This window comes from Streptomyces sp. NPDC034111, from assembly GCF_055575375.1.
Genome location: NZ_JBVIST010000025.1, coordinates 74,652 through 90,464 on the forward strand (window position 1 = coordinate 74,652; position 15,813 = coordinate 90,464).

Sequence of the window (15,813 nt, forward strand, 5' to 3'; positions counted from 1 at the left end):
GCCGGGCGGCTCAGCCGGCCGGGTCGAAGCTGATCTCACGCCCCGTGCAGAAGGCGCCGACCGCTTCGTCGCAGGTCAGCAGCGACGGCGGATGGTGGTGGACGGCGAGCGAGTCGACCAGGAGGCCGGCGGCCTGCTGCCCGCGCCCGTAGAGGCGGCTGCCGATGACCGGGGTGACGGCGGCCAGCACCCGGTCCCGGGTGTCGCTGAGCGAGGCGCGCAGCCCCACCGCCGCGGCCAGCGCGGCCTGCCCGCCGATCGCCTCCGACTCGACGTCCGCGCCGAGTTGGCGACACGCGCCGCCGAGCGTCAGCAGCTCCCGGGTGGCGCGGCCGAGCAGGGCGGTCCTCGGCCCGAACGTGCCGGCACCGGTCACCTGGCGGTACGCCACGTCCAGCAGCCCGCTGAGGACACCGTGGTACGTGGCGCTCAGCAGCACCGCGAACCACGCCATACCGGAGACGACGTTGTCGTCGATGACGTCGGCGGGGCCGCGGTGGATGACGAGCCGGTCGTCCAGCTCCACATCGCGCAGGACCAGCCGGGCCGTGTCGGAATCCGTCATGCCGAGGGAGGGCCATTCCCCCTCGACCGTGAGGCCCGGGGAGGAACGCGGGCACAGCGCGAGGATCGTCTCATCGGTCCCGGTGACGCGGGCCGTCAGGCACACCAGGGTGGCCGTGGTGGCGAGCGAGCAGGGGTACTTCACGCCCGTCACCCGGTAGCCCTTGGCGGTCGGGACGGCCTCGGAGCGGCTGCTCATGAAGTTGGGACTGCCACCCGGTTCGGCGAACGCGGACGCGACCAGCGCGCCGGACCCGGCGATCCCTTCCAGCAGCATCCAGCTGGTGTCCCGGTGCCGTTTCCAGTAGTCGGCCATCAGCCCCACCGTGAAGGCATGCATGTTCAGCGCGACGGCCGCCGAGGGGTCGGCCATGCCCAACGCGCGCTGGGCGGCGGCCACTTCGACGAGTCCCGCGCCCGCGCCGCCGAACTCCTGCGGGATCGGCAGTGCCGCGTAACCGCTGGTGGCGAGCGTGCGGATGCGCTCGGCGCCGGTGGCGTCCGCGCGGGCCGGCGCGGGCCGCCACGCCGTGCTCCAGCCGGCGTCGAGCAGGGCACGGTGCGGGGCCTCGCCGTCGTCGCGGTGCCCGGCTCCGTCCTTGGCTGCCGTGGTCATGCCTCTCCCTTCGGGGGCCCGTGCACGACGGATCCCGCGGCGTCGGGGAAGGCGGCCGAGGGTGGGAGAAACTGCATGTATCGGCTCCTTCCGTACGGTGCGGGACGGGTGACGACGCAGGGGTGAAGACAGCGGAATGGGTGCCCGAACGGAATCAGCGGGCGGTAACGGGAAAACCCTAGGCAGAGCGGGCGGCCGAAATCAGCGGCCGTTTCTTTGTGCGGAACGCCGGTTCGCACCGGGTGCCGGCGGTCGGCGCGGAACCGCCGGTTCTCACCGTTCCAACAGGGCGCGGAGGCCGGTCAGATCGGGAGCGCCGGGATCCACGCGTACGGTGTCCCAGCCGAGTGCGGCGGCCGGCGCGAGGTCGAGCTCCTCGGAGTCGCCGACCATCACCCGCCGCTCGAAATCGCCCTCGCCGATCAGCCGGAACGCGCGGGGGTCGGGCTTCTTCGGCCCGCCGTCCGCGGTGAACAGCGTCCGGTCGTACACCTCGGGCACCTCCAACCGGTGCAGCAGCCTCCGCATCAGGTTGCCCGGCAGATAGCAGTTGGACAGCAGCCGGACGGTGTGGCCGGCGGCGGCGGTCCGGCGCATGGCGTCCGCCGTCGGCGCGCACAGCGTGTACCGGTCGTGGTCCGCGCAGCCGAGCGCATGCCACAGCGCCCTCTCCAGGTCGGCCCGCTCCCGTGGCTCTCCCCGCTCCCGCAGGGCGGTGTCCAGCAGGCCCATGGTCGGCGGCTGGAGCATGGACCGGTCCGCCATCGCCGCGAACACGGCGTTGAAGACCGTGTGCACGACCTCGCCCGCGCACCGCCGGTCCAGCGCCAGTACCTCGGCGAGGCATCGGGTGAACTCCTCGGGGCCCGGCAGGGGCCGGGACATGACGAGGGTGTCGAAGCAGTCGAAAACCACGACGGCGGGCATGGCAGTCCTTTCCGAGGTCGCACGGCCGATGTCGTACGACCGCTGCTGTGGCGCGTCGCCGGACGGGCACCGGCGCACGGCGCGGAGACCGGCCGCTTCAGGACCAGGAGAGCTTGCGGTGGCCGGTACGGAAGAAGGCCAGGGTCACGGCGGTGAGACCCGCCGCGAAGGCGCACAGCACACCGGCCGGAAGCAGGACCGCGCCCACGCCGCCGCCGTCGAGGATGACGGTGGAGAAGCCGCGCATCGCCCAATAGCTGGGCACCCCCGGCGCGAGCGGGCGGGCCCAGTCCGGCAGTGCGGACTGCGGGGTGAGCGCGCCGCCGAGCCCGGCGAACAGCAGCGCCAAGAGATTGGCGAGGACGCTGAGTTGGGAGATCGTGCGGCACAGCGCCACCAGCGCCATACCGACCATGACCACGCACAACGCGAGCGGCACGCCTACCACGGCCAGCGCCAGGTACGAGCCGGTCACCCGCAGCCCGAACAGCAGCCCGCCCGCGGCGAAGACCACGGCGAGCTGGACCACCGCGACCCCCAGCGGCACCACCAGCCGGCCGGCCACCAGCTCGAACGGCCGCGCGGGTCCGGCCCGCAGCCGGTCCCAGGTGTTCCAGCCGTGCTCCCGGAACATCGCGAAGCCCACCATGTTCACGAGGAAGAACAGAAACATCACCGCCATGCCGGGCACGCCCTGTTCGGCCCCGTTGGCACCGTGTACGTCGTCGGCCCGCAGCGCCGCACGGAACAGCGGCTGCATAAAGCCCATGATGAGCAGCGGCATGACCGTACGGACGATCAGCGGCGCGGGATCGCGCACCAGGAGCCGGCCGTCCTGCCTGACCAGGGCCGCGATCCGGCCCAGTGAACCGTCACCCATGGTGTCCCGCCCCGATGGTCCGGTCCCCGTCCGCGTACGACCGTCCGGTCAGGCCCAGGAAGACGCTCTCCAGACTGGGCTGCACCACCCGCAGGTTGACCAGCTGCCGCGCCGACTCGCCCAGATACGACAGCACTTCGGGCGCCGCCAGATGCGGCTGCTCGACGCGGACGCGCAGCATCGTGGCTTTGCGGGTCACCGGCCACGGCAGGTGCAGCGCGGGCGGACTGCCGGAGAAGGTCAGCTCCACGGCGCTGTCCCCGTGGCTGTGCACCAGCTCCCGGAGTGTGCCCCGGGCGATCATGCGGCCGTGGTCCAGCACGGCCACACTCGCGTCGAGCGCTTCGATCTCGGCCAGGTAGTGCGTGGAGTAGCAGACGGCCGTACCGGCGGCCGCCAGCTCCCGGACGAATGCGATCAGCCGGGCCCGGGTCTGCACGTCCACGCCCGCGGTGGGCTCGTCGAGCAGGAGCAGCTTCGGGCGGTGCAGCAGGGCCATCGCGGTGTGCACACGCCGTTGTTCGCCCCCGGAGAGCCGGGAGACACGGCGGTCGAGCAGGTCGGTAAGCCCGAGCGGTGCGGCGACGTCCTCGGTCCGCCGCCGGACCTCCCGGCCGCGCAGCCCGGCCAGCTCCGCGAAGAACCTCAGGTTCTGCCGCACCGTCAGCGGCGGATAGACGCCCAATTCCTGGGGCGCCAGGCCGAGTTCGCGGCGGGCCCGGCGCGGCTCGCGGACGCAGGAGACGCCCCGTACCTCGATCTCCCCGGCGTCCGGCCGTAACAGCCCCGCCACCAGGGACATCAGGGTCGTCTTGCCCGCACCGTTGTGTCCGAGCAGACCCACGATCTCGCCCTCGGCGATGTCGAGGGCGACATCGTCCAGAGCCGTCGTGGCGCCGTACCGCTTGCTGACGTTGCGCAGGGTCAGTGCCGGTACCCGGTCACCGCCGGCGCCCTGCGGCCCCGGATCAGTCGGCACGGCGCGTCCAGGCGTCCGGCAGCAGATCGGGCAGACCCACGCGCTTCAGCAGCGGCTGCCAGGTGCGGGCCAGCTTGAAGCCCTTCATCAGGCCGCTCCCGGACCGCACATCGGGCAGCGGTTCGCCGTAACCCAGCAGTGCCTCGGTGTCCCGCAGATGACCGCGGAGCCTGTCCAGCCATGCCTCGCCACGCTCCTCACCCACGGCCTCCCGGCCCTCCGCGGCGAGGAGCAGCCCGGCCTCGACCTCCTCGGCCGGGACTCCGGCGTAGGGATCGAAGCCCGCCTCGTCGCGCCCGTAGCTCAGTTCGCCCTCGGTACGCAGCCCGCGTACGGACAGGGACAACTGCACCAGGTCGTAGGCCATGAGCACGGCGACCTCGGTCTGTCCCGCGCCGACGGCACCCTCGATGTCCTCCAGACGCGCCCGGCAGCCGAGCAGAAGCCGGGCCGCGCCATGGGCGCGGAAGGTGAGCAGCCGCCGCAGGTCGGCTGGGGGCGCGCCGGCCGGCGCCGGGACCCTCCCCGGCGCCGCTTCGGTGGTCGCGGGCGTGCTGCGGCGCGTCACGCGGGCACCTCCGGGTCAGGGTGTGCAACACCGAGCCACACCATGTTGTGAACGAACAGGGGCAGGAGGTCGTCCGGGGGAGAGGTTCCGGCCGGGCCCGACCAGAGGACCGCATCGCTGTCCTCGGGCGGCAGATCCCGCCGCAGGACCTCGAAGGCGCGCAGCTGCCAGCGGTCCACGACCGTACGGTCGTCGAGCACCGTCGTCCCGATGCCGGTGGACCAGCGCAGTACCGCGTGCAGCGGCGCGGCCTCACCCATCAGGCGCTCGACGGCGGCGAGACAGTGCGGGACCCGCTCACGGGGCGCGAGCGGGGGCGTCAGAGCCTCGCGGAGCAGGGCCAGGCCCTCGGTGTCCCCGAGCACCTTGAGCTTCTCGCCCACCCACTTCGCGGCGAAGTACAGCTCCCCGGCCGCCGCGGCCCGCGCATTGAGCGCGGCGACCACGGCCTCCCGGGCACGGACCGCCGCTGCCATGGGCCTGGCACCGAGCAGCCAGCGGGCTGCCTGCGCGAGCCGGTGTGCCTCCACCGTCCACCACTGCTCCACCACCTCCGCCAGCCACGGGCGGCGCAGCTCGGCGTGCCACGCGTCCCACGGCGGCGATGCGACCAGCGGCAGCCCGAGCGCCAGCCGGTTCGCGGTGTTGAGGGCACGCCGCCGGTGGTTCCAGGCGTCCTCGGTGACCGTGCCGAACCGGGGCCAGGGCGCGGCGGTCAGCTCGGCCGTGCTGTCCCGGACGGCGCTCGCCCGGCGGATGTTGACGTCGATCAGCGTGCCGTGTTCGTGGGACTGGATGGGGAACCGGGTGAGCCGGTCGTTCTCCACGAGGACGAGCAGGTCGAGATCGCTGCGGTGGTTGCCGAAACCGGCGAGCACCGATCCGGCGGCGACCGCGAGCGCCGGTGTGCCCACGCCCTGGTCGGCCTCCTTGCGCACGGCGTCCCGGTCCATGCCGCGCTGCGCCAGGAACGTGTCGAGACGCTTTTCCAGGGTGCCGGAATCCGGGAACGCAACGGCATGTGCTGACGTGGTCTCCATGCGGTCGGTGCACCTTTCGGATGCGGACGGCGACGGGCGGCGGGCCCACCCCGGGCCGGGTCACCGGTGGTCTCCGGGGACACGGTGGTCGCGCTGCCCTGCGCAGCCTCTCAACCGCCGCGGGCCCGGAACAACGAACCGTTCCGGCAGCCGGAACGCGGCTTCTCACCGGCGCGGAAGGGGGCTACAACGTTGACCGAAGGGTTGCGACTCCCCTCGCCGTCCGTCGGATCCGCGGCCAGGGGCAGATCTGCCGGACGAGGAGAGGACGGTCCGATGACCGTGACCGCCAGGCACGGGACCGCCCGGAGTGCACTCGACGCCACCCGCCGACACCTCTCGCCCCAACTGGCCCTCGTCTACGGCATGAACGGCTCGGGCGCGATCGAGATGAGCGGCGAGGGCGCCCGACTGCGGCTCTCCGACGGCCGCAGCGCGCTCGACTTCGGAAGCTACGCGGTGACCCTGCTCGGACAGCGCCACCCCGCCGTCCTCGCCGCGGTACGCCGTGAGCTCGACCTGATGCCGGTGTCGACCCGGGTCCTGGGCAACCGTACGACCGCCGATCTCGCGGCGAAGCTGGTGGCCTGGGCCGACCCGGAGCGGCTGACGAAGGTGTGGCTGGGGCTGAACGGCTGCGACGCCGTCGAGGCGGCGCTCAAGCTGGCACGCCTGGCCACCGGCCGCACCCGCGTCCTCGCCGTCGAGGGCGCCTACCACGGCAAGTCCCTCGGCGCCCTCGCGGCGACCTGGAACCCGCGCTACCGCCGCTCGCTCGAACCGCTGCTCGCCGGCGTGACCCACCTCGCGGCGGACACGTCCGCGCTCCCCGGCGCTTTCGCGGACGGTGAGGTGGCCGCCGTCCTCGTCGAGCCCGTCCAGGGAGAGGGCGGCGTACGACCGCTGGAGACCGGGTTCCTGCGGGCCCTCGCGGACGCCGCGCATGAGCACGGCGCCTTCCTGATAGCCGATGAGGTCCAGAGCGGACTGCGCAGATGCGGGACCCGGCTGGTGAGTACCGACGCCGGGGTACGGCCCGACGCCGTACTGCTCGGCAAGGCCCTCGGCGGCGGTGTACAGCCGCTGTCCGCCGTGGTGGCCACGCCGGAGCTGTACGCGCCGCTGACCGCCGACCCGTTCGTGCACACCACGACGTTCTCCGGGCATCCGCTGGGCGCGGCGGCCGGCGTCGCGACGCTCACGGCAGTGGAGCAACTTGCCCCGCGCGGCGAACGGTTGGCGCAGCAGTTCGCCGCCGGCCTGGCCGGTCTCGCGCGGCGCCACCCCACCCTGATCACGGAGGTACGCGGCCGGGGCCTGCTGTGGGGCGTGGAGTTCGCCACTCCCGCCGTGGCCGGAGACATCTTGCTGGAACTCGGCCGCAAGGGCCTCGTGGTCTCCCCGTGCCTGGGGCAGCCGGAGGTGCTCCGGCTGCTTCCGCCGCTGGTCGCCACCGACGAGGAGGCCGAGGAGGCGCTGGCCCTCCTGGACGCCGTCTGCGTCGCGGTGCCCGACGAATTCCGCCCTCCGGCCCCCTCAACGCCCTGAGCCGGGCCTCACCCCCGGGCCGGAACCCTGACCCGGGACCGACCGCAGGACCGAACGCACCGAGGAGCGACGCCATGCCGAACACCGAAACGCACGGCCAGCGCGGCGTCCAGTACCGCTACCACCGGGAGCTCTTCCCCGCGCTGCACGACTGGGAGCGCACCGAGCGGTCCATCGTCGAGTTCACCGGCGAGGAGGGTCCGGCCGGCCTGCTCGGCCTCGACCAGATGGGCCACTTCGGACCCCAGGGCTGCGACCTGGTCGCCGAGGCCGTCGTCGCAGGGTGCGACGGTGCGCACGGCGGTGCCACGGTGGAACTGTGCGAGCTCGGCAGCGGTTTCGGCGGTGCGCTGCGGTACACGGTGGACCGGCTCACCGCGCGCGGAGTCACCGTACGGCGCGCCTACGGCGTCGATCTCGTCGCCGAGCACTGCGCGGTCAGCCGCCGCATCAGCAGCGCTCAGGGACGCGAGGGAATGACGGAGATCTGCGCCTCCGCCACCGCGGTGCCCCTCCAGGACGCCTCGCTCGACGTCATGGTGGTGACGGGCTCCATGCCGCACTTCCCCGCACCCGGCGAGGTCCTGCGGGAAGCCGGGCGGCTGCTGCGTCCCGGCGGACTGCTGGTCGTCACCGAGGAGGTGAGCCTGACGCCCGGCGACCGGGCGCCGTCCGCCGCCTTCCGCGCGACCCACCCGGGCGAGGTCTTCTTCACCACCCCCCTCGCCGACCGCCTGCGCCAGCTCGACCACGCCGGCTTCGTCGACGTGGAACGGCGCGATCTGACGGAGTGGGCCGTGGCGCTGCTCGCCGAACGGCTCAAGGTGGTACGGATCTTCCGCGGCAGCGTTGCCGGGATCTACGGGTCCGCCTCGGCGGACCGCATCCGGGACACCCTCATGGCGGCCCGCGAGGAGTACCTGGCGGGCCGGTTGCTGCCCACGCTGTTCACTGCGCGGCGGGGCTGACATGGCACCGCGTCAGCCGCCCGGGCGTCCGGAACCGCCCCGTCGGCTGCCCGGTGGGTCCCGGGCCATGACCGCGGGCGGCGGCTCACCGAGGATCACCGGAGGGGCACCAGTTCGGGGTTGCGCTGGAGGGCACGTGAGACGGCGGCGCACGCGGCCCGCAGATGCGAGGCCGCCCCGACCACCGGTAACCGGCCCTGCGGACCCGCGACGGCCAACGCTCCCACCGCCGTGCTCGACGCCGTCAGCACGGGCGCCGCGATACCGACGGCGCCGGTCGCGCCGCGAACGGCCACGAACCCCTGGTGCTGCACCCGGTCCACCTCCCCGTCGGCCGCCAGCGCAACCCGCGAGGGGAGGGCCGCGCTCCCGCCGAACGCATGGAAGATCCTGGTCGCGGCCTGGGCCGAGGCCCAGGTCTCCTCCTCGGCGCCGAGCGCAGTGCCCGCCCCGTACACCCGGCGTACCGCGTCCACCAGCGCCGCGTCGGGACCGAAGGCGTCGGAAATGAAAATGAAGGCACTTCCGCGCGTGAGGTGATGCAGCTGTTCCACGTATGGGAAAGCCACGTCCCTGAGCTTGCGCTGTAGGGGAACTCGCGCGCCGAGCATGAAAAGGGTGACACCGAGTCTCAGCCCGCTCTCCCCCCGCTCCAGCATGCCTTCCTTGACGAGTTCGGCGATGATCCGGTGAGCGGTTGCTTTGGGCATGTCGGCTCTGCGCGCTATTTCGGAGAGCGGGAGTTCCGGCTCGCCTGGCCGAAAGCAACGCAGAATGCTCAGGCCGCGCGCGAGCATGGAACGGGAGTGTTTCTGAACGGACAAAGGTACCTCCTCCGAGGCGTCTGGGGGAGCAGTGAAGAGCATGCAACGGCACCCTCAGGCAGACCTCTGCGTTTATGGGCATCGCCCCGGTGACGTGCTGAGACGGAGCACGGCAGCCCTTGCGGCCTCAGGAGCAGGTACTGCGCAGGACACTGGAAAGCGGTATGTGGCCATTCGGCGGAACGCTTTGTCACTTCGCCGATTCCCCCGTTCACTACCGGCGTGGTCAGCGCCGGACAGTCAGACAGAAAACCGGCGTCGTCAGAGCCCGGAGGCCGGCAACTGTACAGAAAGAAAACTGTAGCAGCGCGGGCATTGCCCAAAAGGGCTTATGCGAGCGATCTGGTCAATCCGCACACGGTTATTGACAGGAGTTCAGGACGGCGGGACCGCCGTCGCTGCAAGAATATGCAGGGCAGAGCGCCCATCCCCGGAACGAGGAGCCGTCAGCGGCAGACCAAGCGTGGAAAACCGGTCAATTTCCAGGACGTGACCGCGGCCTGGCGCAAAGGTGTCCGCAGAGTGGCCGCCCGCAGGCCCTCTCCGCGCCCGTCCGTCAGCGACGCACGGTACCCCGCCGTGCCGGCGTCACCGCCACGGCGGGGTACCGCTCTTCCGCTGCCGTGCGCCGCTCGGCGCGGTCGGTTACGGGACCCGCCGCCGGGCGCTACCGGCTCTCGCGGGTCACCGCCTCCTTGACCCGCTCCGCCTGCGCCTCGATGTGCCGCTGGACGGAGGGGCTGCTCGTCCTGCCGCGGAACACCTCGACCATCTCGTCCATCGTCCGCCTGGCCCGCTCGGGGTCGCCGGCCCTGGCCTCCATGCGGGCACGGCGTCTCATCACCCAGCCCAGCGTGATGTTGTCCACGCCCCGCTCCTCCAGCGAGGCGCGCACGACCGAGTCCAGTTGGCCGATGCTCTCCTGGGGATTGGCGGCCTTCGTGCTCAGGGTCTTGTCCGGGCTGAGGTATTTGAAGTCCCGGGCCGCGTTGGCGCCCTTGACCAGGCGCGGATAGACGGCGAGCGGGTGGTCGCCGTACCGGTCGAGCATCTCGTCAAGAGACGCGTTCCCGGAGCTCAGTGCCTCGCTGTGCGAGCCGAGCAGATAGAAGAGCATGCCCTGCTCGTCGCCCATCATCAGCTCGGCCACATCCTCGTCCTCGTCGGTACGGGGCGAGCGGACCGTCACCTGGTGGACCGGGGAGAGCACCCGGGAGCCGTCCGACGCGATGTACTGCGCGCGCAGCTTGTACCGGCCGGGCTGCTGGAAGTAGTGGCCGTCGCTGCCGTACCCGATGTAGCAGCTCTCGTAGATCGCCGGCCGCTCGGCATCCAGGAGGATCTCGGCGCCTCCGTCCAGACACCGCTTCAGCGGCGGCCGGTACATTCTGATCTCGCCGGAAGGGCCGCAGATGGCGACGGTGACAAAACCGTCCTTGGGATCCAGCCGCCCGTGAGTGGTGCGTCCGCGCTGGTCGGTGGTGGACAGCTTGAGTTCGACCACGACCGGCTGTCCGAAGCGGAAGGCGCGGTCGGAGCGCAGCTCCAGGGCGAGGCCGGAGTTGTCGACCACGGGATCGGCGAAGATGCCCCTGTCGACCTCCGCAGCGCCCGCACCGAACGGCCTCCCGCCCATGACCACGTCACGGTGGAAGCCGTGCCTGAGGTGGATGAGTTCATTCTCCGTGAACTGGAACGGGAACGCGGCCCAGTAGGCGGCGGGGCCGCCGGGGGCGGGCGGCGGGGGCTGGAACCGGTCCACGTAGTTCATCCACGACAGGTCGCCCAAACCGCCGTTGGGGCCCAGGGGCTGTGGCGGATCGGCGAGGTCCTTGTCGAACGAGTGCAGCAGATTGAAGGCATGGCCCAGCTCATGGACGTACGTACGCAGCTGCGCCCGCTGGCTGGCCGGGTCGGAACCCTTGATCTTGTCGTGGAAGACCGCGCAGCCTTGCCTCTGGAACGCTCCGCCGGCATCGAACATGATCCCTCGGACGTCGTCCCTCATGTACGAGGTGGCCACCAGCAGCCACACCTGCCACAGCGGAGCATTCCGCCAGAGGCTGAAGTGGTTGACCATCGCATTGTGCAGCTCGGCGTCGTCCCACCTGGCGTTCGATCCGGCGGCGGAGGTGTCGACGACATTGGGAATCCCGGCCATCTGCATCTCGATGCCGGCCTCCTCATACGCCTTCGGCACCGTCAGCGTGCGCGCGGGGCTCGCCGGGGGTTGCGGCAGAGAACCGGTGTCGTACGCGAGGAAGGGAACCGTCCCGGCGACGGAATCCTGCTCAAGGAGGACGCTGCGGAAGTGCGGGGACACGAACGAGCACACGAACGTCGCGGTCGCGCCGGCGGCCGCGGCACCTGCCGAAAACTGCACGGTCGCCATCCCCGGCCGTGGCGGGAGCCCGGTCGCACGCGGAATGGTCACCCGCACATGGCGTGAGGCCACGGGAAAGCTGAACCTCCCCTGCCCTTCCAGCTTCACCACTCCGGGCTCCGTGGTGATGGTCGGCGCCTCGACGACGAAGGATCCGACGAAATTGGTGGTGGCTCCGCTGCTCTGGAAGAAGTCGCCGCTCACCCGCATGGTCGGCCGGAAGCCGTCCACATCCACCCGCAGCTCCAGCTGGTGCCCCGCATCGGTACTGCGATAGCGGCCGCGCACCAGCCGGGGTACGGGCGCTGCCGCATCCCTGAGCGCGGTGTGTGCCTCCAGCTGCGCCACCTGCGCCTGAAGCTGGACCGTTTGCTCCGGCCCCTGGGGCCGTGTGGATGCCGCTTCCGTCAGCTGTTCCACCTCGGACGGTCTGATCAGGTCCTCGACCTCGTACACCTGCGGCGGCTGACTCTGTCCATCGAGCGACGTGGGGTCGGTTATGACTGCCATACGGTTCGTGCTCCTCTACTCGGGCACCAAAGTCCGTCAGATCGGCCTGGTACTCACAGCCGAGCACGCCGCCGGGGAAGCGTCATGCCGAGCGCCCCTGTCCGGGTGGCGTCTTCACACGGTGTGGCACACCGCGTGATCAGTCATGCCAGCACCCTCTGCGCCCCCGCACCGACCCGATGGCAATGTCCCTTGCCATTTCAGCAAGGAGCGGGAAGAGGTGGGGTCGGGGTCGGACACAAGCGCCCGGGGCATCCAGACAGGACGGCATGTGCGAATGGGGCGGAAGTACCGCCCGTTGTGACGTGGCATCCAAGGCCGCGCTGTCGAGTGCTCGGCACGCGAACGGCCAACGCGGGCCGACTGCCGAGCGGTGACGAGCAGGGACCGTTGATGGCCCCACCGATGACTCGCCAGAAGCCCTCAAGCGTCCTGATCTGGGTGCCGTCGAGCACAAGCACGGCGTCCACCCCGAGGGGCGGCCCGCGCCTGCGAGCCGCCCCCTTGGACGGAGCCTTCAGTCCGCGGTGAGGGGTCGGGCCGCCTCGACGAGGACCTTCCTTCCATCCTGACCGGTCATCACGACCCGGGGCAGCCAGGGCCCCTCATGGTCGTAAGCATGGGTGACGGCCGCCTCGCTCGTCTCCTGCTGCGTACCGTCGCCGAAGTACCAGTGGTAGTGGTATCCGCCGGCGGGCGGCTTTCCGTGCACCGTCACCGACATGGGCACCTCACTGCCGACGTGCGCGTCCTTCGGGACGTTCAGCTGCGCGCTGGGCCCCTGCCGGGGGAGGTGGAACCACTTCCGAACACTCGGGTTGAGGAGAAACGCGTCGGCGTACTGGCGGGCGCCCTCGATGTCGGGGTGGCCGACGGCCGCGCTCAGACACTGTGCAGGAGTCGCGCTCAGCTCGGGGCAGGCCCGGGTGCGCAGCGGGAACGCCGGGTCGGTCACCGGAGTGTTCCAGACCTTGGAGTCACGGGTGAGTACGGCGTTGTCCACGGTGAACAGTCCGTCGGCCGCAACCGCGTACGGGCCGTCCTTGGACGCCTTGTTGGCGGCGGCCGCCGCCTGATGGTAGGCGGCATTGGCCAGTTGTGTGTACTGCTCGTAGCGCTCGGACACGCTGCCGAGGGCGCCCTTGCAGAAGGCCAGCCGCGCCCCGGCGACCCCCGGGGTCGAACAGCGCTTCACCGGGATCGGAGAACTGCTGCGGCTCAACGCGTAGTAGAAGTCGGCCACGATCACCTTCGGCCGCCCCGGCAGGGAATGGGCCTTCTTGATCGCCGCCTGCATCCCGCGTCCGCCGTATCCGACCTTCGCGCCGCTGAAGTAGGGCACGTCCTTGGCCGGGTTCTCCGGAGCCGCGCCGATGCCGGAGCACTCACGCTTCACCGCCTCGGGCAGGTTCTTCGAGCCGGGGGTGATGCCGACGCCGATGCCGAAGAAGGGATCGAGGTCGTTGATGCATCCGTTGATCACGACCAGATCGAGACCGTAGCCGCCCGTCCGCGCCTGCGCGCCCGCCTTTTCCAATTGGCAGAACACATCCGGCATTTGCTGGGTGACCTCGCCGAACTCCATCTCCCCGTCGCCGTCCGGGTCCTGCTTCTCCGTCGTGTCCAGACAGGCCGCGTCATGGCTGCCGGCGGGCAGCTCGGGCGCGTCGAGCACCGCGCCGGAGATCGAATAGTCCATGTGCTGGAAGCCCCGGCCGGTCTCACGGCCGAGCAACTGCCCCGTCAGATAAGGGAACTTCTGGTCGTGGTCCAGGCCCTGCCCCCAGACCACGGAGTCACCGACGGACGCCACCCGCACCGGGTCGCACCCCCGGCGTGCCGTGTCCCGCCAGACCTTGCCATAGCGGCCGGGCGTATGGCCGCCGGACGAGGCGGCGATACGGGCGTCGATCTGTAGGGCGGTCTCGGCCGCGGGCACCCGGTCGAAGGGGATGCTGAACTCCGCCGTGCCGACATGGGCGGCCATGTCGAGGCGTCCGCCGGCCAACTGCTTCTCGCCGGCGCGCACACGCCACTCCACGGTGGCTCCGGCCTTCGCGGCGGCGGGGTCGTAGACCTGCACCCGGCCGCGTACGGGTCCCTTGCACACCGGATTCGGCGTCAGGTCCACGTCGAGGACGAGGGGGAACGCCGATCCCGGCAAGGCGATGGTCTGCGCCGCGGCCGGGGTCCCGCCAAGGAGCTGGCCGAGGAGCACGGCGGCTGTACCGACCGCCGCGAACCGCCTCGCCGCGAACGCACGACGCACCACCCCCGGCCCGTTCGGAACGGAACCCGCGCCGGTGCCCGCCCGCCTTGGCACGACCCACCGCGACCACGCTAATCTCACGCCAACACCCCTGTTTTCGCTGTCATTTCGGTCCGTGCGGAGCCAACTGCATCCCGCACCGGTAGGGATGATGGCAGGCAGGAGACCGGCATGGACTGCGAGCGGGGTCCCATACTGAGTGAAACTGATCACTTACCCGCAGTTACGTGCCAAAGTGCTAGGCAGTAAGGGGTCACAGATCGAGCGGCCGGCGGCTGCGGCGGGCTTGCTGATAGCGGAGCCAGCGGCCGCCGCGGGCTTGCTGATAGCGGGCATTGCGACGTGCCGAGGAAGACGGCTCGCTTTCAGCCACTGCTGGAGCTCAGTCACCTCCGGGCCGCCCTCAGGGGGCCATGGGTGGACCGCTGCCCTTCAGCGAGGCAGGCTTTACACATGCGGTCGCGGTTCCGCTCATCGCTTCGGCCTGGAGTGGCTGGTCATAGCCGGATCCTCTTCAGACTCGCGCAGTGCGTTCCCTTCGCGATCATCCTGGTCGGACTGGGCATCGAACTCTCGCCCGCGCACTTTCTGTATACGGGCCCACTGCTCACCGCGATGCCGGCGCTGGCCGCGCTGACGATGGGCCCCAAGGGCACGCTCTCGGCCGCGGCTGGTGCGCTGGCCGTCAGTCTCACCACCACCACCATTCACGATGCGTGGGGTGGCATGCAGGGCTACAGCAACCTCCTGGGGCTTCTCGTGGTCTCGGTGGCGAGCGTCACGACCAGTAACGCTATGCGCAGGAGGCGGCAGACCGAGCTCGATCAGGTCCGCAGGATCGCGGTGGCCGCACAGGAGGTCCTGCTGCCGCCCGTACCCGCCCGGCTGGGGCCCGTACTGGCGGCCGGCATGTACCTCGCCGCCGAGGCCGGGGCGCAGATCGGCGGAGATCTGTACGAGGCCGTACAGACGCGGTACGGGGTCCGGATGATCGTGGGGGATGTCCGGGGCAAGGGGCTGCCCGCCGTACGTGCCGCTGCCGCCGTACTGGGTGCCTTCCGGGAGTCCGTGCACTACGACGACGATCCTGCGGAAGTCATGAACCACTGCGCCTCCGCCCTCCAGCGCCAGCGCGCCATGCCCGGCATTGACCAGGAAGTCCAGATGGAAGGCTTCGTCACTGCGCTCGTGGCCCAGCTGTCAGCGGACAAACATGAAGTCCAGCTGGTCAACCGCGGCCACCCACCCCCGCTGGTGCTGCACCACGGCAAGGCCCATGCCCTCATGCCCACCACCCCGCTGCCGCCCCTCGGGCTGGAAGATCTCATCACCGGGCCCACTCCGGAGGCGGAGAGCTATCCGTTCGCCCCTGGCGACCGCCTGCTGCTGCACACCGACGGCGTCATCGAGGCCCGGAACCGCGACAACGACTTCTTCGACCTTCCCCAGGCCATGGAGGCCGTGAACGCCGCTACCCCCCAGGAGTTCCTGGAGCAACTGCACCCGGCATTGCTCCAGCACTCCCAGGGCCACCTGGCGGATGACGCCGCCATGCTCCTTGTCGAACGGCTTGACGAGGAAGACGGCACGTTTTTGCGCCGGAGGGAGGGGGAGCCACGTGGGCAACAGGGTTGAGGGGCCGGCCCTACCGGGGTGACGTGCGACGCGGTGCTACGAACGCAAGCCCGAGCACCTCCTCGCGTTCGTCGACCACTTCGAGGGCCGTTCCCCGCCACG

The 15,813-nt window shown here is 71.0% G+C and carries 12 protein-coding genes; 3 read left to right on the forward strand and 9 right to left on the reverse strand.

Annotated features, from left to right (window positions below):
• Positions 1–10 precede the first annotated feature (10 nt).
• From ACZ55A_RS34235 to ACZ55A_RS34260, 6 genes are all read right to left on the reverse strand, one after another.
• Entirely contained in the window at positions 11–1,180 is a 1,170-nt protein-coding gene (locus tag ACZ55A_RS34235; protein ID WP_468848622.1) for an acyl-CoA dehydrogenase family protein, read from the reverse strand.
• 273 nt (positions 1,181–1,453) lie between these two features.
• Positions 1,454–2,107, reverse strand: a complete 654-nt coding sequence (locus ACZ55A_RS34240; protein ID WP_468848624.1) for an HAD family hydrolase — start codon at positions 2,105–2,107, stop codon at positions 1,454–1,456.
• Positions 2,108–2,204: 97 nt separating this feature from the next.
• Positions 2,205–2,987 (reverse strand): ABC transporter permease, encoded by a 783-nt coding sequence (locus tag ACZ55A_RS34245; RefSeq protein ID WP_468848626.1) that lies wholly within the window; start codon positions 2,985–2,987, stop codon positions 2,205–2,207.
• Complete coding sequence (locus ACZ55A_RS34250; protein WP_468848628.1) at positions 2,980–3,966, reverse strand: ABC transporter ATP-binding protein; 987 nt, start codon at positions 3,964–3,966, stop codon at positions 2,980–2,982. Before ACZ55A_RS34250 ends, ACZ55A_RS34245 begins: the two co-directional genes overlap by 8 nt.
• A complete protein-coding gene (locus ACZ55A_RS34255) occupies positions 3,956–4,534 on the reverse strand; it encodes a hypothetical protein (RefSeq protein ID WP_468848630.1) in 579 nt (192 codons plus the stop codon). Before ACZ55A_RS34255 ends, ACZ55A_RS34250 begins: the two co-directional genes overlap by 11 nt.
• Positions 4,531–5,574, reverse strand: coding sequence for a hypothetical protein (locus tag ACZ55A_RS34260; RefSeq protein WP_468848632.1), 1,044 nt, complete (start codon positions 5,572–5,574; stop codon positions 4,531–4,533). Before ACZ55A_RS34260 ends, ACZ55A_RS34255 begins: the two co-directional genes overlap by 4 nt.
• Before the next feature lie 276 nt (positions 5,575–5,850).
• Between ACZ55A_RS34260 and ACZ55A_RS34265 the strand changes: the two genes are divergently transcribed.
• Both ACZ55A_RS34265 and ACZ55A_RS34270 read left to right on the forward strand, forming a co-directional pair.
• The gene (locus ACZ55A_RS34265) at positions 5,851–7,122 is read left to right on the forward strand and encodes an aspartate aminotransferase family protein (RefSeq protein ID WP_468848634.1); all 1,272 of its coding nucleotides are present in this window, start codon (positions 5,851–5,853) and stop codon (positions 7,120–7,122) included.
• 74 nt (positions 7,123–7,196) lie between these two features.
• Positions 7,197–8,090 (forward strand): class I SAM-dependent methyltransferase, encoded by an 894-nt coding sequence (locus ACZ55A_RS34270; protein ID WP_468848635.1) that lies wholly within the window; start codon positions 7,197–7,199, stop codon positions 8,088–8,090.
• Between the two features lie 95 nt (positions 8,091–8,185).
• On the opposite strand, the gene ACZ55A_RS34275 is transcribed toward ACZ55A_RS34270, so the two are convergent.
• The 3 genes from ACZ55A_RS34275 to ACZ55A_RS34285 form a co-directional block, all read right to left on the reverse strand.
• Positions 8,186–8,887, reverse strand: a complete 702-nt coding sequence (locus ACZ55A_RS34275; protein ID WP_468848637.1) for an IclR family transcriptional regulator — start codon at positions 8,885–8,887, stop codon at positions 8,186–8,188.
• 694 nt (positions 8,888–9,581) lie between these two features.
• A complete protein-coding gene (locus ACZ55A_RS34280) occupies positions 9,582–11,807 on the reverse strand; it encodes a hypothetical protein (RefSeq protein ID WP_468848638.1) in 2,226 nt (741 codons plus the stop codon).
• 517 nt (positions 11,808–12,324) lie between these two features.
• Complete coding sequence (locus ACZ55A_RS34285) at positions 12,325–14,079, reverse strand: PKD domain-containing protein (RefSeq protein ID WP_468848640.1); 1,755 nt, start codon at positions 14,077–14,079, stop codon at positions 12,325–12,327.
• 486 nt (positions 14,080–14,565) lie between these two features.
• Here ACZ55A_RS34285 and ACZ55A_RS34290 point away from each other — a divergent pair, with 486 nt between their 5' ends.
• The gene (locus ACZ55A_RS34290) at positions 14,566–15,711 is read left to right on the forward strand and encodes a PP2C family protein-serine/threonine phosphatase (protein WP_468848642.1); all 1,146 of its coding nucleotides are present in this window, start codon (positions 14,566–14,568) and stop codon (positions 15,709–15,711) included.
• The last annotated feature ends 102 nt before the right edge of the window (positions 15,712–15,813 follow it).

Coding starts and splice junctions, on each gene's coding strand:
- ACZ55A_RS34245 (WP_468848626.1), bottom strand. CDS start 2,987: ATGGGTGACGGTTCACTGGGCCGGATCGCGGCCCTGGTCAGGCAGGAC.
- ACZ55A_RS34270 (WP_468848635.1), top strand. CDS start 7,197: ATGCCGAACACCGAAACGCACGGCCAGCGCGGCGTCCAGTACCGCTAC.
- ACZ55A_RS34275 (WP_468848637.1), bottom strand. CDS start 8,887: ATGCTCGCGCGCGGCCTGAGCATTCTGCGTTGCTTTCGGCCAGGCGAG.
- ACZ55A_RS34265 (WP_468848634.1), top strand. CDS start 5,851: ATGACCGTGACCGCCAGGCACGGGACCGCCCGGAGTGCACTCGACGCC.
- ACZ55A_RS34240 (WP_468848624.1), bottom strand. CDS start 2,107: ATGCCCGCCGTCGTGGTTTTCGACTGCTTCGACACCCTCGTCATGTCC.
- ACZ55A_RS34235 (WP_468848622.1), bottom strand. CDS start 1,180: ATGACCACGGCAGCCAAGGACGGAGCCGGGCACCGCGACGACGGCGAG.
- ACZ55A_RS34260 (WP_468848632.1), bottom strand. CDS start 5,574: ATGGAGACCACGTCAGCACATGCCGTTGCGTTCCCGGATTCCGGCACC.
- ACZ55A_RS34280 (WP_468848638.1), bottom strand. CDS start 11,807: ATGGCAGTCATAACCGACCCCACGTCGCTCGATGGACAGAGTCAGCCG.